Source organism: Streptococcus sp. 3.1, assembly GCF_016648915.1.
Lineage (GTDB): Bacteria > Bacillota > Bacilli > Lactobacillales > Streptococcaceae > Streptococcus > Streptococcus salivarius_E.
Genome location: NZ_JACLQV010000010.1, coordinates 25,174 through 49,516 on the forward strand (window position 1 = coordinate 25,174; position 24,343 = coordinate 49,516).

Consider the following 24,343-nt stretch of genomic DNA (forward strand, 5'->3'; position numbering starts at 1 on the left):
ATCTTTTGTATTATACTTAGGATATGAAAACTTATGAACACGTTTATGACATCTTATCGAAGAGTCCTGACTTTGTGACGGGAGAGAGTTTGGCAAAAAGCCTTGGTGTCTCACGGACAGCCATTTGGAAGGCAATCCAAACACTACAAGAACAAGGAATTGACATTACAAGTGTACGGAAGAAAGGCTACTATTTAGAAAAGGGAGATATTCTTCTTCCTCAAGACATCTCTAAGCAACTCAACATTCCAGTCTACTTTAATCCAGATTCTAACTCTACCCAACTAGATGCTAAACATGGCATGGAAAAGAATAATCCAACACCTGCTCTATACCTGGCATCAAGTCAAAAAGCAGCCAAAGGACGATTTGAACGTCACTTCTTTGCCAGTCCACAAGGTGGTATCTACATGAGTATCCACTTAAAGCCCAACTGTCATTTTGAGGAGTTACCACCTTATACGATGATGGCGGCAGCTGCTATTGTCAAAGCTATCCAGCGTCTAACTGGCATCAATACAGAAATCAAATGGGTTAATGACATCTACCTCAACAACAAAAAAATGGCTGGTATCCTTACCGAAGCCATTAGTTCTATCGAATCTGGTCGCATCACAGATGTCATTATCGGGGTTGGGCTTAACTTCTCAATCAGTGATTTTCCTGAAGAGTTAGCTAATAAAGCTACTAGTCTTTTTACTTCTAAAAAACCAAGCATCACTCGAAACCAGCTCATTTCAGAAATTTGGAAACTCTTTTTAACCATTCCGACTAGCGATTTGGTCAAAGTTTATAAAGAAAAGTCCCTCGTTTTAGACAAACAAGTGACCTTTGAACAAGCTGGAAGGACTTATACTGGTATTGCCAAGGAAATTGGTGATAAGGGCCAACTTCTCGTTCTTACTGATGATGGCCAGGAAAAATGGTTGACCGCTGGCGAAGTAAGTCTTACTTCTTGGTAGACTTGTCGGCTGCACGCGCAATGCGTGAAACAACATAGGTTGTCCAAAGACGACGAAACAGTAAATAACCAAAAAAGGCTGTAAAAAAGTAATAGCCGTGCTGTAAACTGTAATTAAAACAAACCGTTTCAAAAATAGTTTCAAGCGTAATAAACAAAATTTGTTGAATCATAAGATTATTATATCAATAGATAGAGCCTAGGACAAGCAGTCTAGGCTCTTTTCATTTTTACAAGGATAAACCTTCCAAATATCAGATTCAGAAATCTATCAAATTACACTGAATCTCCTCGCTTTTCTATTTCTAGGCTCGGACCTAAAAAGGTCCACTGGACCTTTTTAGTCCTCTATTTCTACAACATCAGAGAGAAATTCAAGTTCTTGCGGGATATACTCTTCACGATCTTCTTTTTCCAATTCTTCTTTGGATTTGAGGCTTCGTGCAAATTCTGTTCGGAGTTTTTCAAATTCTGCTTTTGGAACAGCCATAATATTGGGTGAGAAACCGGCAGCTGAACTCATGATATTGCCAAACATATCATTGAGATCACTGCGTTTCATGACCTGTTCAGCATTAAAGGCAGCATTAAAAGCCAGGATGGCATTTTCCTGATTGGCTAATACAGGCTCAGATCCATTCAAAAGGGCCCTATTTTGTGGGCTAATAGAATCCAAGATTTCAGGCCAAGTTGCCTTTAGGGCATCCAGACATTGGCGTGATTTCTGCGGATTTTCCATGGTTTCACGCATAATAGTGAGAATTTTTTCACGATCCACCTTATACTGATAAGCAGGTTTGGCTTTTCGAGTTGGTGCTACTTCTCCTTGGACTTTGCCCTCTTTAAGAGCTTTACGTAGGCCTTCTACTTCGCGACGAAGACTATCTAACTCTTCTTGTAAATTTCCTGGAATTTCTTGTGACATCTGACTATGGGTTTCTGACAATTTTATAGTCAGCATCTCCGCATAGATTTTAGGATGTGTTCCAGTTTTAATTTCTGGTAAGGCACTTGTAACCAAATCAATCATTTGGAAAAGTCGGTCTTGGCCCAGAGAAAGATTCTCTTCAAAAAGGGGACTATGGTGACTGTTCTCTCCACCTGCTTTGACAATCAAAAGATCACGGAAATACTCCAAGAGATCAGTCGCAAAACGGGTCATAGACTTACCATTATCAAAGAGAGTTTCGAGATTTGATAAAGCTTGCGTAGTATCTTGATTACGAACGTTAGCGACGAAACTATCCAAGGCTGTCAAACCAATAGAACCAGTGATTTCTTCAGCTACGGCTTGGCTGACATGATTGTCAGGAGACAGACTCAGTGCTTGGTCTAAGATTGACAACGCATCACGCATACCACCTTCTGCACGACGAGCAATAATAGTCAAAGCCTCATCATCAAAGGTCAGTCCTTCTTTTTCCAGAATTGAAGCTAAGTGCTCTTTAATAGCTCCCTGTTTGATCGATTTAAACTCAAAGCGTTGGACACGAGAAAGGATAGTTGCTGGAATCTTATGTAATTCAGTGGTCGCTAGGATAAAGACCACATTTTCAGTTGGTTCTTCCAAAGTCTTCAAAAGAGCATTGAAAGCACCTGTCGAGAGCATGTGAACTTCGTCAATAATATAGACCTTGTAAGTCGCACGACTTGGGGCATAGGTCGATTTGTCACGAATTTCACGAATCTCATCAACACCATTATTGGATGCCGCATCAATCTCGATAACATCTTCAAGACTTCCGTTTGTAATATCGCGACAAATATCGCAGTAATTACAAGGCTCACCATCAACTTGATTAGGACAGTTCATAGCCTTGGCAAAGATTTTTGCAGCACTGGTTTTACCGGTACCACGTGGCCCAGAAAAGAGATAGGCATGACTGATTTTCCCTGACTCTACCGCCTGTCTGAGCGTGGTTGAAATCACTTTTTGACCAACCATTTCGCCAAAGGTCTGACTACGGTATTTACGATATAAGGCTTGATACATTAGTTTACCTCAAACATTCCAAATGTAAGCTCGGTTTTCTCAAGTAAAATTTTGACAAATGCTTCAAGATAATCTTGGTCTACTTGGTTATAGTCTCCTACTTGGTGAGAATCCAAATCGAGAACACCAACTAATTTGCCATCTTTGACCATTGGTACAACAATTTCACTTCGAGCAGCGGAATCACAAGCGATGTAATTAGCGTGTTTGGTGACATCTTCGACAATTAGGGTTCTATTTTCTGCTGCAGACTGACCACAAACACCCTTACCTAAGGCAATTCGAACACAAGAAACATTACCTTGGAAAGGGCCAAGGATTAACTCATTCTTGACATTATCCATCAGGTAGAAGCCTGTGAACACAGAATTTGGCAGGGTTGTATTCAAGAGAGCTGAGGCATTAGAAAAGTTGGCCAGAGCATTGTTTTCATTGGCAAAAAGCACTTTAGCCTGTGCTAGCATTAATTCATAGGCTGATTTTTTTTCTTCGTTAGTCATAACTACCATTATAGCAAAGATTGGTTCTTAAAACTAAGATTGACCTACCTTTTCTCCTTCCCTTTCATTTAAAAATAATTCAAGATCTTGAACGACATTTTCAGGATATTCTGGACTAGAAATCTGATAAAACTTAACAGTCATTCGATTTCTGAACCAAGTTAATTGCCGTTTAGCAAATCGACGCGTATTTTGCTTGAGTTTTTCCAAGGCTTCGTCCAAGCTCTGGTTCCCAGAAAAATAAGGAAACAACTCCTTGTAGCCTATACCACGAGCTGACTGGGCATTAGGATAATTATCGTACAACCACTTGGCTTCTTCCAAGAGCCCAAGTTCAACCATCTTGTCTACTCGTGTATTAATTCGATTATAGATTAAGGAGCGTTCATCATCTAATCCGATAAGAAAGGGATCATAAGTCGTCTCAGTATTTTCAAGATTCTTCGAAAAACGATGAAGCTCAAGTGCTCTGATAGCACGACGACGGTTAATCTCTTTAATCTCAATACCTAAGCGATCAATTTTTTCAAAAAGTTCCTGATCAGATAATTGCTCTAATTCTGTGCGATAGGCTAAGACCTGCTCCTGATCTACCTGCCCCCCTAGGTGATACCCTTCTAGGAGACTTTGTAAATAGAGACCTGTTCCTCCTACTACAATAGGTAACTTGCCACGACTAACTATATCTGTAATGGCAACCTCTGCCTCTGTCACAAAATCATAAGCTGAATAGGACTCATCAACATTGCGAACATCAATCAGATGATGTACTGCTGCTGCCTGCTCTTCAGGAGTGGCCTTGGCGGTTCCTATATTCAATTGTCGGTAAACCTGCTGGCTATCTCCTGAAATAATTTCGCCATTAAAACGCTTGGCCAATTCAATTCCAAGCGCTGTTTTTCCCACAGCAGTAGGACCAGCTACTACAATAAGTTTGGTTTTCATAATGTTTTCACTTGCTATTCTAGATATTTTTTTAGATAATATAAGCATATTATAACATATACGGAGGATAGTCTCATGGCTAAAAAACATTCATTCGCTAAAGGTGTCGCTACTGGCGTTATCGGAACTGCTGCTACTGTAGCAGGTGCTGTCTTCGCAGTTAAGAAAACCATTATCGAACCAGAAGAAAAGAAATTGGCTTTCATCGAAGAAAACCGTAAAAAAGCAGCTCGCCGTCGTGTAAGCCGCTAATAATGAGAACCAGGGAAACCTGGTTTTTTACTGTTATTTTTAACTCTTCATCTATGACTAGGAACGGAGCCAAATTTGAAAAGAAAAAAATATAATATCATCACCTTTTCTTTGCTAGCTTTCTTCTTTCTCTTCGGTTATTTATCAAAACATTTAAAAGAACCTGTAAAGCCAACAGCAAAAACGCATCACATCTCTCACAGCCTTTCATCAAAAAGTAGCTCATCTCATAAAAAAGAGAATACTAAATCTTCAACTGCTACTTCGACGGAAGATCATAAGAAGGAGGCTAAGGACGAAAATAAGCATCAAGCATCTCCTTCTGCTCAAGGAGCAAATCAAAAACAAAACAACCAAACACCTCATCAAGATGGAAATCAAGAAAAGTCCAAGCCTACTGAAGGCGGACGAGGTTGGGGCGGACCAGAAGATGGCTCCTATGCCACTAACGGAGGAGGCGGTGGAGGTCACGATGCAGCCTTCGCCGCAGGTGCTGGTGGAGGAAGCAATCACTCAAGCTCAACTGATCAGAGCAATGAGTGGATTAACGACGTTGATAACAATCCTTACGAGTACCCACAAGCTTCATCAAGCACAGACACAACTGCCAATTCCAATTAATGAGATAACAGAATACTTATCATCACCAGTATTCTATTTTCAACCCTAGTTAGGACTAATCCTGACTAGGGTTTTTGCTTATCAAAAAAACACCTATAATTCAATAGGTGTCAAATACATTTGGCTTAAATTTGGGGCAGAATAGCTTAAACCCGCATGGTTAAAGGCTTAAAAATGTCCCCTGCCAACGAAAAGATATAGAATATAAAAATAAATGAAAACTATAAAAGCTTGATTTTACTAGGTTTTTATAGTTTTTATTTTTATTTATTTTCGTAGGTTTTTGAAAAAGGTGGACAGAAATGTGGACAAAAAAGTCGTTTGATAACAGAATAAAACCAAACGACTAGAAACAAATAAAAATGACTATCTATAGTGTACCTCTATTTAGATTAAATGTCTAATGCTATGCACAAAATAAAAAACCGCCCATAAAAGGGCGGCGTCTACCTATGAAGGCTATTCTCAAAACCAATATTATTATAACACAAAAAAAGCCCCAGCAAATGCTAGGGCTTCGACCACTACCACCATGATTTCCGAACTGTGGTCTGTCGGGAGGTGATATACTCCTTTTTATTTTATTTTTGTTCGTGGTCTAATTATTTACCAGTTTGCCCTTGTGTGGCTTGTGCACGTTCTTCGATAGCCTTAACGACTGAAGCACTAGCTTCATTGATTGCCTTAGAAACCGCTTCGGCGTCGTTTGATTGACTGTATAGGAAACGCTCAAAGTCCGCATCTTCTAGTTGCAAACGTTTAGCACCAGTGGCTTCGAGAGCGTCCACTGTGCCCATTGAGCCGATACCAAATACACGGCCATTAACGACTGCTACCCAACCTTCTTTACCGCTTTCGCTACGTACTACAAAATTCATAATATCTTCTTCCTCTTTCTTTTTCTTAAAACTATCACCGACGATTACAACATTTTTATCCAACCCGCCGGCAATCCCTGTACTTGTAAATTGCCACCATTTCGTGTGGCTCATGTTAGGGTAAATCTCCCAGACTGGATGCGGTGTTACATCATAGTTTGGATATGCTGCAATCCATAAGCTATTCGGATAACGTGCAGTGATTTGATCTACATACACATTAGCTAGTGTGTATGGCTTGTAACTGTAATAAATAGGCTCAAAACCGTTTGACTTGCAAACATCCATGAATGCCAGTACCGCATTAGTGTTAGCTTGCTTATCACCGCTAGCGCCATCTTCATAATCACACACTAAATAGCGTGGGTGTGATGGCAGATTGCTGATAAAGTAATTGGCTTCAGCTTGTGCTGTACCTACATCCCCACCAAATCGAGCGAAATGATAGTAACCAATACAGTTACTTGTGTTGGTTTGTTGTGCCACAACTGGGCTTAGCCATCCAACGCCCTCAGATACTTTAATGATAGTATTCCTAGTGCCAGACGCTTGACAAATTCCAGTTAAGTCTGCTGATTGATAAGCTGAAACATCGATGAAGTAATCACCTTTGTTCATGCCGTCAACTTCTTCGACCTCAACATCATCAAACGGCAATTCAAACCACCCCACCATTTGTTGAGTCGGTGCATTCCAGTCAATATAACTGAAATTACCAGCGCTATCGAGGTTTCTTGTTACCTTACGTGTCCAACCGCCATTATAGAGGGCGTCACCATTACCGTCGATATTTTGTTCGACAGTGGTAACTGTACCGTCTGGGTTTTCAGCAACCACAAAACCGATGTGCCCAAATTGGTGGTAAGGTAAGCAGTTAGTTACCCAAACGCTCCCAACTGGTGGATTGTTAGCCCCGTTGAAATAGGTAACTTTCAAACCTAGACTTTCAGCACGGCTTAACGCATCAATAGCGTTTAAGTAGCTGAAATTAAGATTAAACAAGCCTTGATATTGCAACACGTTGTCAATCAAAGCCACGCACTGACCACCATAAGGATTGGTAGGCACGGTTACACGTTGATTGACTAGGCTTTCAAGCGTGTTTAATAACTGTGTTTTAGATGTCATAGGTCTCCTTTCTCATAATTATTTTTGAATAGATTGTTTAATCTCCGAGATAGTTCTCTCCAACTCTTCGACCTTCTGTTTTAAAGTGTCAATTTCGTTTGTAGGTAATTGAGATTTTGTTACAAGTGGGTCTGCCGCAAATCTATTTTGTTCTAAAACCTGTAGAAAAAAGTTATTATACGTTGGAAATAGTCCATACGCTTGGCTGATAGACAAGAATGAAGATTGTTTGCCTTGAATCTCCCCAATATCATGCCCGATGGCTTCTATAGCCTTGCTCAAATTGCTCATAATTCAACCTCCTTAGAGGGTGTTTTTCGCTGTATTATATACACTCACAAGGTCTTCTTGCTCAATAGTGTCGATACGAGTACCCAACTCGGTCATCTTAGAGATAATACCGCTATCGGTACTGCCACCCGCTGCATTGATTTTATCAGCAAGTTCTTTAAGAGTGTCAAGCTCTTCAGGAGCTCCGCCAATAAGGTCGGTTTTAGCTTGTGCGATTGCAGTGTTAAGTTGTTCTTGAGTGATGCCATTGGCGGTCACTTCGCTTTTCTCAGCTTTGCCAGCCAATGCTGTTTTAATTTCTTTAATGTCAGTCCCGACTGCTGTGGCGAAATCATGTAATTTACTCATTTAATTTTTCCTTTCAAATTTTAGCGAGATTGTAGACGTTTACGAGGTCTTCCGTGGTGTCAGTGCCACCAGTGATTAACCCAGAATCTCGCAATTCATCCGCTAGTAGTTTTAGTTTAGGGCTCTTGTCCGATGGGATAGCACTGTCCGCATTTAGTGAGTTTTTCACTTTAACCTTAAAATTATTTGACGGGAAAATATGCCCATCTAGTTTAATTTCGAGGTAGTAAGTGCCAGTAGCTACCACACTGCCCATTGAGAACGAGAATGTCCCATTTTCAACAGTGATATCTTGGTATAATGCCACTGTTTCATCATTAGACAGCGTTAGCTTACCAATGCCGGACAATCCCATGCGTTTCCCATCGTACCCTAGAATTTCAAAACCAAAAATGGAAGTGGTGTCCCCAGATTTAAGGACATCACCGCCTTTAATTTGGTTGATGGAAGTCATGAGCTTAGCCATAGGCTAGTCCTCACGAGGTTCGTTGTAGTTTAAAGCTCGTTCACTGTCTCCCACACCCTTGGTTGTTGGGTCTGTAACAATACCAAGAATTACCAAGATCACAACGAAAGTATTAACTCCCTCTTGGATATTGTGTGGGATTTCAAGCCCGAATTGTTGCAACATCAAGAATACTGCTGAGATAAGAGCTACCAAAGTAGCTTTGTTTTGCAAACGTAGTTTAAAATTAATCATTGTCTTCTTCCTCCTCAATTAAGTTAAATTTATCCTTATCAATATTTTTCTTGACAAATCTGTCAATAAAGGGAATTTCAACCCCTAGAGCCGATAAGCTAGCAAGAATACTAGCCCCGTATGCTGATAGCATGGCGAAAATAAAAGCATCCATAGCACCGCCTAGATTCATAAAAACCATAAACGGATAAGACACTGTTACGATAATTAGCATAGCCGTGTGGCTGACCAATCCTTTTCGAAACCTACGGCTTGAAAACTCATGAAAAGCCCATGCTCTGGATACTCCCAAAATAATGTCAGCTACGATAACTAACATAAGTAGGAACACCCAAAGATGTTCGTCTATGCCATGTTCGTAGAAATCTTTGACGACTTCAAAGACGCCAAAGATGCCGTCTGGTTTCTGCATTTAACACTCCTTAACATTTTTATTTAACCCCCATTTTTAACGCATTAAGCCTCTGTAGTAGTATCCGCCAAGATTTCGTCCTCTACTTTATAACGCAAGTCACGTAGAGCACGTTCGTCTGTACGCATTTCTTGACGGTGTTTAGCGTAGAGTTCAGCGTTAAGAAGATTTTCTTGGACTGTAGAGACTGCATTGGAATCTACGCTGATGAATGTCTGTTTGGCAAGGATTGTAGCTCCTTCTTCTTCCACGTTAAATTCTGCATTGATTGTGCGTTGTTTTGTAATTTTAAGTGACATGATATTATTTTCCTTTCTTAATTATCTTCAGTTAGATATGTGACTGTGCCGGAATAAATGGCACGGTCTTTAGATTGGTTGGTAAGCCTAATTGAACCGTCTGAGGCAAGGTGCCAGACTGCCACACCAGCATGACCAGTACCAATGTTCTTGTTAGCGACAAGGTGCACTTCCGTAGCCGGTCTAAAACCCTCTGGAACGGTATTGTTATCCATTTTTCCGTATTCATAGACACCGACCTCGTTAGCATCACGGAAAAGACTAGCAGTTACTACCGAGCCTTTTTTGACGAAGAACGCTCTAACACCCCAACCAAAATCGACTGTTCGTTTAATAAACGGTGGCTCTGGTTTTTCCTCTTTCTCCGGCTTAGGCGTGTACTCAATCCACGAGCCGTTAGAATTATTGGTTACCGTTCGTTTAAACATGCGACCAGAAACAGTCGTTAGTGTTTGATGATATCCAGAAGCACTTTCAACGACTTCCAAGTAAGCACCCTCGCCCGATGCAGGATGGTTTTTGTAATTGCCTAAAATCGAATAGAAACCAGTGGTTCTATAGTCATTTAGGTTAGCTACTTTGTTATCGATCGCTGCGCCGTTTGGTTCGGTTAGCTTGTGGTGCTGTATCTGTTTGCGGTCTGAGTAAATCAAGCCGTTAACATCCAACGCTCCCATTTCACGGTACTTACCTATACCGACACCATCACGTTCGTAACTCATCACCACCTTGTCCGTTGAAACAGTGATAACAAATTCTGTGTATGAGAATTTATCTTCAACACGCCCCAATACTTCCCACGAGGTATCGGCTGGATACTTGCCATTAAGATTAACATCCGAACCATTTAACTCAGAAATGTTCTGCCACTCATTCGTGCTATCTGTCGTGTAAGTATCCGTACCGACCTTCCTTGTTTTAAAGGTCAGCTTAGTTGTGTTCTTTTGCGTGCCATTGACGGATAACGCTGCCACTTTTAAGAAGCGTTTCAGTGTGATCGTGTCTAATTTCTCGCCCGTTCGTTTTGCTTCAAAGCGTAGGGTTGGGTTGAAATAGGCTAACACCGTTATAGGTTGTTCTCGCCAATCAGACCACAACCCACGACTGTCTTGGACTTTAGCCCTAACAGTCATTTGTTTGTCAGTCATCGTTGTCGGTACAGTTAAGACACCGCCGTTTGTTTGAGCCGAGGTGTTTCCACTAACGATTTCCGCATAGTAACCTGTGATGGAAGCCCCCGCTGCACCTCTAGCACCGTCAAATCCTACTTTGATACGGGATAGCGTACTAACGAAATGCGTTGGGCTTGGAATAAGGTTTTGTGTTACTGGGTTTGTATCTGATAGATTGAAACCAGTGAAACCGGGTTTGAAAAGATTGGTCGGGACACTGACCGTGATTTTTCGAATATCCCTCCCCCTCTCAATCCCGTCAGCGTATGATATGTAAGTTGCCGTTCCCGTTCCACTCGTCGAGTTTGGGAATTGATTAGCGATATCAATAGGCGGTGTCCATGTATAGCTGGTATCGATATTATCCCCAGCGATTTTCTGTTCCCAATCACCAACACGCACCCAAATGGAATGTCTCATCCACGCTTCACGTTTAGTAATGTTGATGGTCACTGGTTTGGCAATTTCAGCCGTCACATCCGCACCGTAGCTGGCACGGGAAATGGTAGTCAAGGGGAGACTTGCATTATTAATAGGTATCACCTTGTTATTACTCTTATTCTTAAATTCTCCACGGTAGTAAATTGTGCGTGCCCCATCTCCATCGTGAGCGACAGTGACCTCTTGGTCAATCAACATAGCTGTTTGATTAGGCTCAACAGTTAATGTGCCAGAATTTGACAAACGTTTCCCGCCGTCATAATCGATGTACGCTTCCCAGGGGACACCAGAAATTTTAGTATCTCCGTTCTCCCAATAGAGCTGTAAACGCACTTGAGATGTATTCCTATCAATGTTCGTGCCAGCTTCATACGCACGCAGAATCGCTTTCCCTCCAGCCATTAATAATTACCTCCTACCCATTTGATCACGTTGCGGTTTGGGTCAATTAAGTCTTGTTCTTCACGATAATACCCAATTTGAATAGATTTCGAGAAGATACCGTTTTGTATGTGAATGACACCTTTATCGATATACATGACTTCAGTACCCGAACTGAACATAGAAATTCGATTGTCCGAAACCATAACCGAGTTAGAACCGTCGTTTTTACCAATAGTCAAGCCTTCGTTAGACGCTCGCATGTAATTGTCGAGGAAGTTCCAACGCTGGGATGTTTCGCCTAAATCGTTTTGCAGTTTCACAATACGCTGACTAGCTTCAACTAAGGCTTTTTCAGTCTTATTTTTATTCTCTTGATTGGTTGACAAGAAATCTTGATAAGCCTTCACCCACTGGTTGACCACTGACAAGCTAGCTTTGGCTTTCAATTCGGCTTGTACGATTGAGTTAAGCTCATTCAGTTTATTAATTTGGTCTTGCGTCAACGCACTATCAGCCTTGCCGTCTAACTGACTAGCTAGGTCTTTCGGTGACGCTTGCCATGCTCTATCAGTAGTCCCTTCATAGCAATCAAGCTCGGTGAAGAACAGCAATGACTGACTGCCGTTTGTCGTACCAGTGTTATCAATACGGATAAAACCTTCATCACAGTCGCCAGTATTGAACGTGAAGTGGAATTTCGAAACACTACTTGTGGATGGCGACCCATCGAAATGCTTGATATTGACTACCTTACTAAAGTCTTTAGTCTCGTTTGACTTGCGACCAAGGAAATAGATATCCATCCCTTTTAGGTTGCCGCCTGCCAAGATTGAAACGTTAAGCGAATAGTTGGTATTTCGTTTCACCGGGAATCTCAGCGTTGCGCTAGGTGTTGTTGTTGTTGTTGTTGACAGCAAAAACAACGGCTTAGAGCCGTTGTAATAGAGTGAATGACTCGACACAGATAAATTCGAGTTAGGTTGGGGCGCTTCCCAGAATCCCCAGCCATCCAGGTTCTTCGGAAATGCTGAGTTAACGATTAGATTTTCGCCACCAACTGAAACGCTACCAGTCATATCATTCCACGAGTAATCCGCTGGGTTGGTGCTATCTGATTTATCGAAATTAGTACACACGCCTAGATATCGCTTGTTACCATTCTGGGTCAAACTGAAACCAGTTCGACCATCGGCACTATCGGCATAAGCAAAGTGGACGTAAGGCGTCCTTCCGTCTGCCCCAGCTTTACCCGGAATGCCATCCCGTCCATCGCTACCCTTCCATTTAGACCAGCGATAATCTTGAGGGTTTCGGCTATCCGTGGCATTGAAATCTTGGTACATACCGATAAACGCCTTATTGGTGTCGGTTTGGCTAAAACCACTACCAGAAACGGTATCAGCATAAGCAATGTGGGTATACTGTGTTTTACCATCCGTACCCTTAACACCAGGGATACCTTGGTCACCTTTTGGACCTTGCAAGCCTTGGGGACCGGCAGGACCAGTTAAACCACGTTCACCTTGCAGACCTTTTTCGCCCCTATCACCTTTCGCACCAGTCTCACCCTTAACGCCTTGTGGACCTTGTTCCCCGATTTTAGAAACCGAGTATCCCGTTTCATTTGTGTTATCCGTATAACTCCAAACGGTTTTCGTCCATAAGAATTGCCCAGCTGGCACGTTAGGTACTTGACTAGTCCAACCAGTCGTTGGTGCTACCGTTCCGGATGTTCCTTGTGCATAAGTAATGGTTGTGCTACGAATACCGACACCATCCTTGCCAGCGATACCGTTATTACCATCGTTGCCGTCTCTTGCTACGTAGGTTTTTTGATAGCCAGTCTCGTTTGTGTTATCAGTGTAAGTCCAAACCGTCTTGGTCCAAAACCATTGCCCTTTAACCAAGGCTGGTGGGTTTTGATACCATGCCGTAGGTGGCACGGTTTCAGATACAGATAATCCGTATAGAACACTGGTATTTCTAATACCGATACCGTTCTTGCCGGGCAAACCATCGTTCCCACGGTCTCCCTTGGGTCCTTGTTCGCCCATCTTAGCGACTGAAAAACCTTGTTCGTTCGTTCCGTCTGAATAGAACCATGTCGTTCTTGTCCATAGGTATTCACCGGGGTTGACCATTGGGATATCTTGCGACCATGTACCGTCCTCAAATACGATGTTTTTAACCCATGTCGAATTGTCGGTTTTGTACCCATTGACACGAATATTGTATTCTCCAGTTGGACGGTTATGTGTGTATCTCGTACCGTTAGCCGTATTACCGTCAGAAATCACTAACCATGTACTGAAACTTGGATTGACAAGCCAAATCGTAGCATTATCACTCGATTGGTTTGGGTTATGCTGATTGGTAAATGTTCCATTGGTTTCAGCAGATAGGATGTAGGTTTTACCTTGCTCCAGACGGACTTTTAGTTCAGTGGTGATATTATTATCGATACTTGACCGATTAGGCTTAATCTCGTTAGGGAAATTAGCTACTACATTTCCAGACGGCTTATTGACACCGTCCGTAGATTTCGCATAGCGTAGTGTGGTATTTACCAGCCCTACGCCATCTTTACCGGGTAGACCATCATCACCCTTAGAACCATTCTGTGGGATGTATGTTTTTTGATATCCAGTCTCACTAGATAAATCCGTATACATCCACTGTGTTTTCGTCCAAAGGTATTTACCTTTAACTAAAATCGGTGGGTTTGACGTCCAACTAGTAGGCATTACAGTGTCGCTATCGCTCATGCCATAAGTGATAGTGGTAGTTTTTAAGCCTACCCCGTTTTTACCAGGCAAGCCGTCATTACCTTTATCGCCTTTAGGGCCTTGCTCACCTTTATCTCCTTTAGGTCCGGGGTCGCCTTTTGCACCATTTCTACCGTCTGAGACGTTTAAAAAAGTAACTTCTTCTGAAGCTACTTCTTTGTTATCTACCCATGCGGAAACCGTCAACGCTGTCGGTTGGGTAATCTGTGACGCTACCATGTCGTAGGTCATACCCACGTATTTTATAACACCGTCAATTACGAAACGCCACGTTGCATTAACAGTTTTATCGCCTTGTTTCAAGATTGGTCGAACAGTCGAGCGACCGACACCGTTTTTAAACGCTGTTCCATTTGTAGTCGTGATCTCGACACGGTATGGTAAGGCTCTTGCTGCGATTTCATCAATACGTTGTTGCAAGTCAGACGATGGCTTGTTCACAATTTTACGGTAATTCGAGAACACAACCGAGTTATTCAACGGCATGTCAAAGCTAATTACCATTTCAGTGACACGAGCTTCGAGGGCTAGCCCACCTCTAAAATTATTATTAATAATCTTAACAGTGTCACCTAAATTAATGTCTTTATAGTTTTCCATGAAACTAGAGTGAACATCCACCGTGTAAGTCAATAACGGATAAGCGTATTGCTTAATGGTACGTAATGCGTAGCCTTTAAGTGAGTTTACGTCCTTGTATTCGGTCTGAAAATCCTTACGTGTCCAGTTATCAGCATTGTTGGGGTTCATCGTTGATGGGTAGCGTTCCCTAGATAGTGGAGCGAACACATAACTACTACCTTTTCGTGAGTAGAACTCTACTTGCCCTAACTCATTCTTCTCTTCAAACTCAACACTTTCGAGATTAACACCATCCGCACCAGTGAACACCCCAGCATTAAATAGCTGGGTTTTATCACTCGTGACTTGTACGCCTTTAAGTTCGTTTTGATAATGTAGCACCACATCTCCACGAGCCTTACCGATACCGTGGTGAGTTTCGTCTGGGATTTGGTAGATATCGATAGTAAAACGCTTGATCGTACCGTCTCGATTCAATTCGGTACGGAATGCAAATTCAGCATCAAATTTAGACATGAGACTGTGTAATTGTGCCAATTTTGTTTCTTGTGGCTCAAATTCAAGCGTTCTTGTTTTATCAGATACCTCGTTAACGCCAATTTCAAGATTTGTAAACCCTAGAATTTCAAGGTGTTCTAAGTACCATGCAATATTTTGAGCCCCGTTGCTTTTAAGAGCAACCGACTGCTCTTGTGCCAGTTCGAGATTGGTGTTATTACAAGTGACTTGGAATGAAGTGTCATTTTCGACAAGTTGCGACACATAGAAAACATGGTAGGAGCTATCGTAATAAAACGAAACAAACATATCATCTTTGATATATTTAACATCTTCATGCAGTTTCCCATTGACAATCTTAGGAATTGTGAAATCGAATGTGCTAGTTGAGTATTCAAGGTAAGGATGCCACTGACTGTTAGAGTATGGCAACATGCCCGGAACGTTGTTATTCAAGGCGCAAACCTTACGCATGTTCTTGTCATGAATCCAAATTTGCATTAAACAAAACGCTCCTTCCATGTTACTTCAATTGTTGGGTCAGTTCTTGTCCAACTTGATGTGTAGATGTCGATTTCAGTCTCACCAGTGCCGATACTGAACGGCTCGGATAAGTAAGTTAGCTCATTAGATGCTGGCAAGTTATCGACTAGGGTCTTGCCTTTAGCCATGTCGATTTCAAGGATAGAGCCCTTACGGAAACGGTTAGGGATGTCTTCTTCCTTGTTCACATAGTCTTTTCGATAGACAAAACTGTCCAGATACATATGAGTTACAAGTGGTGTATCACCGATACCAAAAAAACCAACACTAATTTTTGCCGATTTTTTCCCCTTGATCTCTGGAATCTTAAATTTAGGATAACCGCCTTGATAATAAAACTGTACTTCATCATCAAAGCGTTGCATATCTGCCCACCCTTGCGGTTCGTTGAATGGGTTTTGCGTCATGACATGCGTACCCCAAAATGATTTTCTGTCTATCGTACGGTAACTACCGTTTCCATCGCTAGCAAGGAAACGATACTCGCAACCTAGACCGTTGACATGTTTAAGGGTTTCCACGCCATAGAGGAATGTGCCGTTTGCGTCCGTGACAGATATCTTGATATACCCGCACTCGTTGGATGCCCCTAACCAAAAAATTTGTCTCCACCACATATATTCATATAGTGAGCCTTTTTCTCGGTTGCTATCTTCCGGAATTTCCCACGTAATCGAGCTACCACGCAAGGAAGTTGAGCCACTACCTCGATTAGTCAAGGCAATGTGTGGTCTACCCCATGCGTTGTCAATCGCAAGCGTTCCATTCAAACTTTGCAAGTTGTCGTTGAAACGCCCTTGGTTTTTAGCACCAACAGAAAAACCATTGGTAATCCAGTTATTAGAAACATAATCGAACAGAATTTCAGATTGCTTGACTGTCCGAGTGTCTACCTCGTTAGGATTGCCAATCTCATAACTTTCGCTCGAAGACTTCACAATCCCAACCCAGCCATTATCCGAGTTAAACTTCAGCTTAATATCTGGGTAAGTTTCAGCCGTACCAAAGTTCTTTAACGTAGCCTTGTAATGACCAGTAGAAATTTTCTTAATACTACCGTACTTGGTTTCACCATCGCTACTTACTAGGGCTTGTGCCTTGTTTTCACCATAACTTTTAGGCACGTCGAACGTAACCGTTACCGTTGCGGTAATCGGTGCGGTGTTCTTGTCCACTGTTAAGGACGCTTGGCCAGACGGGAGAGCCTCCCAAACCTTGTTAGGCTCATCGCCAAAAATCAAAAGTTTAGGCTTGTCTACGTTGAGATACCCGCCCAACGTTTCAGCGATAGTGTTAAAGTAGTCGTAGTTACCGACGAGGGTAAACGATACTTGAATCTGCTTAACGGACAAGGTGCTATATAGGAATTGCTGGCCGTAGCGTCTACGCCCTTGGTCTTGATAGTTGTTGTTAAAGTTGGATGCCACATTCTTAGTGACGTCCACTGGAACGGTACGCCCTTGCCCCTCATTAAATAATTCGGTTAAGTTCTTACCGTCATAAGTTACTGACATTCCTATCAAATAATGCTACCTCCTAGCAACGCTTGTCTGCGTTCATAATCGTTTGTTGCTTTTGTCATAAAGGGTGCTAGACCGTTTGACACGCTTCTACCATCGATGATATTTCTAACTTCGATTGGGTTAGAACCGTTTGTTACCAACTGACCAAGCAAGTCAATCATGACATCTAATTTGCTTTCAAGCATAGAGACACGCTCACGGTCTGAAGTGCTATCGTGATTGCCTTGTGGGGCATCGCCGGCAAATCGTGCCACTGCTTCAGTGAGTAGTTGCCACGCTCTACCACGTTTAGCGATGTCTGTTGGAATGACATATTCTGGCATATCGCCTTCAGCCAATTCATAAACGCCGTTTTTGTGGACTAGACCACCGTTAGCGTAGCCATGTCCATGTCCGATAACCGCAAGCATATTACCACCATAACGAGATTTCGCATAAGCAATACCAGCCAAAAGGTTATCATAGCCATTGAAAATGTTTCCGTGGCCTTTATGTTTGAATGAATTAAATGTACTAGATGTTGTTTGCACCAAACCTTTGGCAAGGTCTCCAGTCAAGGTATTGATATCGACATATCCACCTTGGACGGCATTAGGGTTACCGCCAGACTCACTTTGAATTTGTCGCAACCAAGCCCCGACATATTCTTGAGTGGTAGGCAATCCATTGGCTTTCAGTGCTTTTTCAACTGATTCACGCCATCTAGCCACTCCAGTACCCTGTGGATTATCTTCACCCCCACCCGCTGGGCTAAGCAACGGACCAAGGGTTTTCTTAATCCAGTCGAACATGCCACCGACTTGACGTTTAATCAAGGTTTGAAGTGGACTGTTGCGGTCTTTCAAAGGCTTGCTATCGTCACCGCTACTACTTCCGCTGTCTCGAACACCGAAATCAAGGAAGGTCGCAGCGTTTGAAATGTGACGGCCAGCGTATTGGTGATACTGACCGTTACCGCCGTAGTTGTATTCTTCACCGTCGTAAGTGTCCCCATGTACTGCCGTTACAAAGTCAACGTGGTTGCTTGATACTGGGCCACCAGTGTAGACCGCTACCGTACCGGGTTTAGGTCGACTTAGGTGTGGCACGCTGGCAGATATCCACTGATTACCATTACCGAGGTGACTAAATAGACTAGGTTTAACACCAAGGTTTGCCAAACGGCTGGCAACGAAGGATACACACTCACGGTAGAAGTAACCCCACGGGTCAGCACCAGCATCTTTAGCCTTGTCTTTGAAACGATAGTCATCACCTTTAGCCCCCATTGCCACCGTGCCTTCATCCATTGAGGCACTAGCCATAGACCAAAGTTCTTTCCACCAATTCTTAGCTTCTTCGACTGGCTTCTTATACAACGCATTACCGAGTGGGTTAAACATGCCGGCTAACTTATCAGCGTTAGGACTGAATTTCTTAGCCAATGATCCAACAGGGTCTTTAACGACATCGGTCACAAACTCAATCATTTTCATGAATTTATCGACACCATTCTTCATGGTATCCCAAACTGAGCCCGCCACGTTGGTAGCAGTGTCCCAGATTTTAGACCAGAATCCAGTACCCTTTGCAAAAGCTCCACGTTCAACACCCATGAGCAAAGCCAATTCACTAGCATTGATAACTTCCGAACCAGCCGGCAAGAGGTATTCAACGTTTCGACCTTGTGGCAAGAATGACTTACCGTTAGGCAAAATAACCATTTCTTGGTTGTTGGTTTCTGGGCTATCGTAGCCGTCGTTAAGAGTAGCTAACGTAGGCTTGGTGATTGGGTTTCGGTATGAGCTAAACATACCAGTACCACCGGCAAACTTAACTTTCGGAATTTTAGAGATAGCTTCTTTACTACCACCGAAATCAGAAATCAGTTTGTTGATACCGTCAATACCAGCGTTTGGCAAGGCAATGACAGCATTGATACCGTCTCCGGCAAGTTTCCTCATGCCATCCCACATCTCACTGAAACCTTTTTTGACGTTATCCCATGTATCCTTGAAGAATTTAGCAATGTTGGTTAAGGCATCCGTGATTAGTTTGGTAATATTAACACCGAATTTTTCTTGTGTTAACGCTCCGATTTCATCCCATTTTTTAGAAAGGAATTTTTTAGAGTTTTCCCAACCGTCAAACCAATTCTTATTGATGCCCTTATGGTGTTTGTCGATATCTTTGCCAAGGGCAGTCATGGCTTCCGTAGCATTACCCTTGATACCTTCCCATGTTTTAGATGCGAATTTCTTAACGTTGTCCCACTTTTCGCCCCAATCTTTCTTAAGGTTACTCATGTGTTTTGCAACGCCTTTAGCCATATCTTTGACATGGTCCACAGTGCTATCAACAAATTTCTTGAATGGTTTGTTGTGCTTATACATCAACTCAAACCCAGCAACTACCGGATTAGAGATTACAAGCAATTTCTTAGCGGTGTTGGTGAAGGCTTTAATACCTTTCTCACCGCCGGTAAAGTAATTCTTGGTCTTTTCAAAACCTTTCTTGGTGCTCTTGGTCATTGAGTCCATCGCACCAGTCCAAGTCTTCTTCATGCCGTCCCACGTCTTACCGAGCCACTTACCAGCATGAGAAAAGCCGTCTTTGATACTTTTTACAATACCATCAACAAATTTCTTGAACTTTTTATTGTGCTTGTAGATTAAAGCAAACGCCCCAGCAATCGGATTGGCAATAAATAAAAGGACCTGTTTCCAGTCCTTTTTAAAGAAATCAATGATCTTACCAAAGATTTCTTTGGTGACTTTGAAGATTTTATCAAAGGCTTTCTTTGCAGCACTGAACATGCCGTCAACAAAGGCTTTGAATTTTTTGTTGTGTTTATAAAGCAACACCAAGGCAGTGATAGCCGTGGTTACTGCAACCACAATCAAACCGATAGGGTTGGAAGCCATAGCTAGATTCCACGCTTTTTGAGCTAACGTCGCAACTTTTTGAGCGGCAACCATAGCTTTTTGGGCGACAGTCATAGCTATCGTTGAATTTTTCATCACGTTAATAGCTTTCGCAACTTTCATCACTCCTGAAGCTACTTTAGAACCTACAAAGTAAGCAGCAAACAAAGAACCGACCGTTTTAATAGCCGTTTTATGTTCTGCAATACCGCCTAAAGCCTTTGATAGTGATGTTACTGGTGATTTAGCTTTCTTGCCGTTGCCGGTCATGAGGTTGAAAGCACCAGCGACACCTTTAATCATATCAACGGCAACTTCCCAAACACCGCCAGCAAAGTCTTTACCAATGCTAAAAACTGCACCTAGACTGTCTTTGGTTTCCTTGAAGAAAGCTACAATTTTAGGGGCATTGTTAGCGATACTCTTACTAAGATTATCGACAAACTTATTGAGACCGTCCATTAAGCCATTAAGTTTATCTGTACCATCACCAAGATTAAACACCTTAGAGAAAGCGTCCATGATAGTGCCTAGACCTTTGGAAACGTGCTCCCCTAAATCTTTAAACTTAGTTTCAGTGTTAGGATCGGCAACCCAATTACCAATCTGTTGTAAGAATGGGTTTTTCATTTTGTCGATTGGGTCACGGAAAGCAGCGACCACCGCTGGCATACGAGATTGGATAGTTCTTTCAAGACCACCGATAGTGGTTGAGAAGTTAGCCGTGGCATCCTTGTATTTGTCTTGCAACTCAAACAAGGCTTTTTGCGCCATTTCAGAGGTAATCTTACCATCTTTTTGAAGTTCGGCGTATTTCTCCTGGGTCATGTCCGCAATGCCCAATTCTTGTGCAGCTACTTCTTTAAGCTGGTTTTTCATTTCCGGAAAGACATTGATGATTGACATCATATCTTGCCCTTGGACCTTACCATTGGCAATCATTTGCGCCCACTGAGTAGCGAAATTCTCAACGGCTGCATCGGTCTGACCAAACGCATCTTGCAATGTCAAGATAGCTTGCGTTTGTTGTTTGGTTAGCTCGGTGTTGTGAGTAACGGCATAGAATTTCTGGTTCATGCCGTCAACCATTTCGGTTGAGTTAGCCGCTGCCTGTGCCATTTGGTTGGTCATATCGACCATCTTCTTACCTTCCTCGGCATTGCCGGTTAAGGTTAGCCAAGTGGCATTCATGGTTTGTTGGTATTTAACGTATTCGGCACTTGATTGGGCAATTTCGTCAAACTTGCCCTTGATAGCTCCCAATGCGTTTTGGAAACCGTTACTAATTAAGTTAGCGGCAAACGTAGCTCCGAAGATACCTTTTAAGCGTGAGGTTTTCGTTTCAGTCTCACTGACTTCACTCCCTAAACGTTTGAAGCTATCCTTTAAGCGACCAATGAACGTGCTAGAACGTTGACTTTGTTCAATCTCATCATTCAATCTATCAGCAGCATTACGAGCATGAGCCAAACTAGTAGCCGTTTCATCCAAACGCCTACGCTGAACGAGGTATTCTTCAGAGGTTTTACCAGATTGGCGAGCGACACGCTCAAGCATATCTTTTTGTTTCTCATACTGCTTATTTAAGTTAGTAATCGAACTCTTGTATTGCTTAAGCTGTTCTTCCCTCGCTTCATCCTCTTTACCTTCCGCTTTCAAACGCTTAACGTAGGCTTCAGACGATTCATTTTGCAGTTTGTACTGTTTCTGTAATTCAGCAAGCCCAGACCTATGATAATCTAGGCTATTCTTAGCTTGTCGTTGTTGATTTTCCAACGAGGCCAAGCGTGTAGTAGCTTGGTCAATCTGTTGTTGGTACTTAAGGTACTGTTCGGCAGTTTCAGCGGTGCTTCCTTTAAGTTGGGACTGCTCTTGTTTCAGTTTCTCAATCTTACGTTGTTGGTTTTGGATGGCATTACCCAAACCGTCGTACTTAGCTTGTGCTGCCCCCAAATAATCACCAGCGCTACGCATTTGGCTTTCTTGCGCTTTCCATGCGTTCGTTGAACTATTGACTAACTGAGTTAATCTCTTAATCGAGTTAGCAGCTTGTAGCGTGTCTAAGGCGATTTCCGTGGACATGGTAGCTTGTACTTTTGCCATGTATTATTTTTCCTCCTTTCCTTAAATATTTAGAGTAAAGATGTTGGGTCAACCATTCTATCTTCTTCCTCTTTGGCATTTAAGATTTTCATTAGCTCGTAATAGTCAGTGTCATAATACTGATCTAATGTCCACCCAAAACCTTGGATTGATTTTTTAGCAATGATTTTCAAATCTTCAATGCGATTTTCTAAATCAAAAATCTGTTCGCCTTTAGATTTCAGTCTTTTGGGTCAGTTTCACCAGCGGCATTTTCAAGTTGTTCGTCTGTCAATCCGTACATGTAGCCCACCAATTTTTCGGCAATCTCTTGTGTACGCTCATTGTCCAAATCAAGCAATTTATCATAGGCTTCATCATCCAACTTGAGGACAGCACGGATAAAGCTAAGCATTTCTTTGAGGATTGTGAAGCTCGCTTGTGCTTGCTCTTGCGTGTCACTCTCTTCAACGGTGTCGCTGATTTTAAGTACGGCAAGTTGGTATTCGTGCATACGCAAGACATTACGGTTGCTTGTAGCTACTTCAAACGCCTTCTTACTGATTTCTGGGATTTTAATAGTTTTGATTTCCATTTATCTTTACTCCTTTTAACAAAAATAGAGGTCAGGCCATGAGCCCGACCTCTTGCGAATTATTTAGATTATCCACCGACTACTGGTGTACCAGTGAGAACATATCCACCGAATACTTCTTTGAACATGTTAGCTTTATCGTAGTTAGATGCACCAGTGTAGTATTTCTTGTAAGGCTCACCACCGAACGCATCCGCTGACAAGGCGTTAAATGTCATGTTATCGTCTTGACGAGTTTGAGCAGTATCGGTATCTGTAGCAACGTTTTGAGTTGATTCTTGCATGATTCCGTTAGCGAAACCAAAGAATACTGAGTGTTTGCGGTCAAGTGTTTCAGATTCAATCAACACCGCTGTGTGTGGTTTTTCACCGTCCATAACGTAACCACCTTTGCCGTCTGGTTTGAAACCAAGCATTTTTTGTTTGATTTCAAAGTCAAGGTTGTTGAAGTCGAACGCCACTGTTGGTGAACCTGGTGCAATCATAACGTCTTGCACTGAGTTGTTCCCTGGTACTTTAGTCGCTTGACCTTCCAAGTTGGAAATGTTAGCGGTACGAGTACCGAGCATCTTAGAATCAACTTCAATTACGCCATCGGTAGAAAGGCCGTCAGCGCCTTTAAGTAGTTTTTGGGTTTTTGGGTCAACCAAAGCAAGGCGGACCATTTTCAAACCTACAATTGCCATATAGTAATTTCTCCTTTGTTAAATTAATCTGTCGAGAGCAACAAAAAAGACCGCCGTAATCTGCAAAGTATCGGGGTCTATGCTATGTTCTCTCATATCTGTAATTGAGTAGTGCTCAGATTTTAAGAATTTTAGCAATCCCATTTCAAAGGCTTCGATATCAAAATCAATATCAGCCTTGTAAAAAATCTGTACCTCTACCCTGTCTGTTTTTCCGAAAAAGGTATTATTCCCACTCAAATCAAGGGACGGATTGTTTTCGGTGAGTAACACGATTGTCTTATCGGTGTTTTCTTCGAGCTCTTTAGGCAAGTTGTTTGCATATACTTCGCTTATTTCACCAAATTCTTTGCCGTCAATTAGCTCTTTTAGTTTTACGGTCGCTAACACTTAAATCACTTTCCTCCTTTTCTTCGAATGAGTTTCTCATATTCCTCTTTTTCTGCTAATAGCACCTTTCTTTGAACGGCACTATCGTTTTGGACATTGGTAACGAAATGATCGGCACGGTATTTCTTAGTGCCGTCATTTAATCGTCTGGCATTTTGAGCGTGGTAGTTGTTTTTCCAGCCTACGGTTGCCACACCGTTCTTTCTGCCATCCGCATTCGTGGATTGGACAGATAAACCGTCAGCCATGTGCCCATACTTCAAATGTTTCTTGTTTGAGTAGTGTTTCTCCCTAGTAACTTCTTCCAGTTCCTTTTGAAACACCTTTGCGCCAGCTGTTGTGATTTTAGCTTGTTCCGCTGGTGTTAAATCACCAATGCTGGCGACTGTTTCAAGCCAGCCCTCTAGTGCTTCATCAAGCCCTACCATAA

Annotated in this window: 22 protein-coding genes; 3 read left to right on the forward strand and 19 right to left on the reverse strand. The window is 42.3% G+C overall.

Features of this window, described 5'->3' with window-relative positions:
- Nucleotides 1–23: 23 nt before the first annotated feature.
- On the forward strand, nucleotides 24–962 hold the full coding sequence (gene birA, locus H7U02_RS06935; RefSeq protein WP_110981196.1) for a bifunctional biotin--[acetyl-CoA-carboxylase] ligase/biotin operon repressor BirA: 939 nt from the start codon (nucleotides 24–26) through the stop codon (nucleotides 960–962).
- Here the strand turns inward: birA and H7U02_RS06940 are convergent.
- From H7U02_RS06940 to miaA, 4 genes are all read right to left on the reverse strand, one after another.
- Nucleotides 949–1,134 carry a DUF3272 family protein gene (locus tag H7U02_RS06940; protein ID WP_002883500.1) on the reverse strand — a complete coding sequence of 62 codons (186 nt, stop codon included), beginning with the start codon at nucleotides 1,132–1,134 and terminating at the stop codon, nucleotides 949–951. The genes birA and H7U02_RS06940 overlap by 14 nt on opposite strands.
- Before the next feature lie 167 nt (nucleotides 1,135–1,301).
- On the reverse strand, nucleotides 1,302–2,954 hold the full coding sequence (gene dnaX / locus H7U02_RS06945; RefSeq protein WP_107372996.1) for a DNA polymerase III subunit gamma/tau: 1,653 nt from the start codon (nucleotides 2,952–2,954) through the stop codon (nucleotides 1,302–1,304).
- Nucleotides 2,954–3,454 carry a GAF domain-containing protein gene (locus H7U02_RS06950; protein ID WP_282185667.1) on the reverse strand — a complete coding sequence of 167 codons (501 nt, stop codon included), beginning with the start codon at nucleotides 3,452–3,454 and terminating at the stop codon, nucleotides 2,954–2,956. The genes dnaX and H7U02_RS06950 overlap by 1 nt, the downstream gene beginning before the upstream one ends.
- 33 nt (nucleotides 3,455–3,487) lie before the next feature.
- Nucleotides 3,488–4,399, reverse strand: coding sequence for a tRNA (adenosine(37)-N6)-dimethylallyltransferase MiaA (gene miaA, locus H7U02_RS06955; RefSeq protein ID WP_049545618.1), 912 nt, complete (start codon nucleotides 4,397–4,399; stop codon nucleotides 3,488–3,490).
- A gap of 75 nt (nucleotides 4,400–4,474) precedes the next feature.
- Between miaA and H7U02_RS06960 the strand changes: the two genes are divergently transcribed.
- Both H7U02_RS06960 and H7U02_RS06965 read left to right on the forward strand, forming a co-directional pair.
- Nucleotides 4,475–4,651: a DUF3042 family protein gene (locus H7U02_RS06960; RefSeq protein WP_002883513.1), complete on the forward strand. Its 177-nt coding sequence runs from the start codon at nucleotides 4,475–4,477 to the stop codon at nucleotides 4,649–4,651.
- 75 nt (nucleotides 4,652–4,726) lie between these two features.
- Nucleotides 4,727–5,272, forward strand: a complete 546-nt coding sequence (locus H7U02_RS06965; RefSeq protein WP_073686997.1) for a hypothetical protein — start codon at nucleotides 4,727–4,729, stop codon at nucleotides 5,270–5,272.
- A gap of 602 nt (nucleotides 5,273–5,874) precedes the next feature.
- On the opposite strand, the gene H7U02_RS06970 is transcribed toward H7U02_RS06965, so the two are convergent.
- The 15 genes from H7U02_RS06970 to H7U02_RS07040 all read right to left on the reverse strand — a co-directional run bounded on the left by H7U02_RS06970 (nucleotide 5,875) and on the right by H7U02_RS07040 (nucleotide 24,341).
- Nucleotides 5,875–7,278 (reverse strand): GH25 family lysozyme, encoded by a 1,404-nt coding sequence (locus H7U02_RS06970; RefSeq protein WP_201042997.1) that lies wholly within the window; start codon nucleotides 7,276–7,278, stop codon nucleotides 5,875–5,877.
- 18 nt (nucleotides 7,279–7,296) lie between these two features.
- Nucleotides 7,297–7,569, reverse strand: coding sequence for a hypothetical protein (locus H7U02_RS06975; RefSeq protein ID WP_201042998.1), 273 nt, complete (start codon nucleotides 7,567–7,569; stop codon nucleotides 7,297–7,299).
- 12 nt (nucleotides 7,570–7,581) lie between these two features.
- Entirely contained in the window at nucleotides 7,582–7,917 is a 336-nt protein-coding gene (locus H7U02_RS06980; protein ID WP_201042999.1) for a hypothetical protein, read from the reverse strand.
- Nucleotides 7,918–7,930: 13 nt separating this feature from the next.
- The gene (locus H7U02_RS06985; protein ID WP_201043000.1) at nucleotides 7,931–8,383 is read right to left on the reverse strand and encodes a hypothetical protein; all 453 of its coding nucleotides are present in this window, start codon (nucleotides 8,381–8,383) and stop codon (nucleotides 7,931–7,933) included.
- Between the two features lie 3 nt (nucleotides 8,384–8,386).
- Nucleotides 8,387–8,617 carry a phage holin gene (locus H7U02_RS06990; protein WP_201043001.1) on the reverse strand — a complete coding sequence of 77 codons (231 nt, stop codon included), beginning with the start codon at nucleotides 8,615–8,617 and terminating at the stop codon, nucleotides 8,387–8,389.
- On the reverse strand, nucleotides 8,610–9,029 hold the full coding sequence (locus H7U02_RS06995; protein WP_201043002.1) for a phage holin family protein: 420 nt from the start codon (nucleotides 9,027–9,029) through the stop codon (nucleotides 8,610–8,612). The genes H7U02_RS06990 and H7U02_RS06995 overlap by 8 nt, the downstream gene beginning before the upstream one ends.
- A gap of 44 nt (nucleotides 9,030–9,073) precedes the next feature.
- The gene (locus H7U02_RS07000) at nucleotides 9,074–9,328 is read right to left on the reverse strand and encodes a hypothetical protein (protein ID WP_201043004.1); all 255 of its coding nucleotides are present in this window, start codon (nucleotides 9,326–9,328) and stop codon (nucleotides 9,074–9,076) included.
- Between the two features lie 17 nt (nucleotides 9,329–9,345).
- The gene (locus tag H7U02_RS07005) at nucleotides 9,346–11,343 is read right to left on the reverse strand and encodes a DUF859 family phage minor structural protein (RefSeq protein ID WP_201043006.1); all 1,998 of its coding nucleotides are present in this window, start codon (nucleotides 11,341–11,343) and stop codon (nucleotides 9,346–9,348) included.
- Nucleotides 11,343–15,692: a phage tail protein gene (locus H7U02_RS11615; protein WP_201043008.1), complete on the reverse strand. Its 4,350-nt coding sequence runs from the start codon at nucleotides 15,690–15,692 to the stop codon at nucleotides 11,343–11,345. Before H7U02_RS11615 ends, H7U02_RS07005 begins: the two co-directional genes overlap by 1 nt.
- Nucleotides 15,692–17,248: a distal tail protein Dit gene (locus H7U02_RS07015; RefSeq protein WP_201043061.1), complete on the reverse strand. Its 1,557-nt coding sequence runs from the start codon at nucleotides 17,246–17,248 to the stop codon at nucleotides 15,692–15,694. Before H7U02_RS07015 ends, H7U02_RS11615 begins: the two co-directional genes overlap by 1 nt.
- 5 nt (nucleotides 17,249–17,253) lie before the next feature.
- On the reverse strand, nucleotides 17,254–22,263 hold the full coding sequence (locus H7U02_RS07020) for a tape measure protein (protein ID WP_201043010.1): 5,010 nt from the start codon (nucleotides 22,261–22,263) through the stop codon (nucleotides 17,254–17,256).
- A gap of 220 nt (nucleotides 22,264–22,483) precedes the next feature.
- Entirely contained in the window at nucleotides 22,484–22,837 is a 354-nt protein-coding gene (locus H7U02_RS07025; RefSeq protein WP_201043011.1) for a phage tail tube assembly chaperone, read from the reverse strand.
- Nucleotides 22,838–22,905: 68 nt separating this feature from the next.
- Entirely contained in the window at nucleotides 22,906–23,523 is a 618-nt protein-coding gene (locus H7U02_RS07030; RefSeq protein WP_201043012.1) for a phage tail protein, read from the reverse strand.
- A gap of 18 nt (nucleotides 23,524–23,541) precedes the next feature.
- Complete coding sequence (locus H7U02_RS07035; protein WP_201043013.1) at nucleotides 23,542–23,913, reverse strand: DUF806 family protein; 372 nt, start codon at nucleotides 23,911–23,913, stop codon at nucleotides 23,542–23,544.
- A gap of 5 nt (nucleotides 23,914–23,918) precedes the next feature.
- Nucleotides 23,919–24,341: an HK97 gp10 family phage protein gene (locus H7U02_RS07040; protein WP_201035901.1), complete on the reverse strand. Its 423-nt coding sequence runs from the start codon at nucleotides 24,339–24,341 to the stop codon at nucleotides 23,919–23,921.
- Between the last annotated feature and the right edge of the window lie 2 nt (nucleotides 24,342–24,343).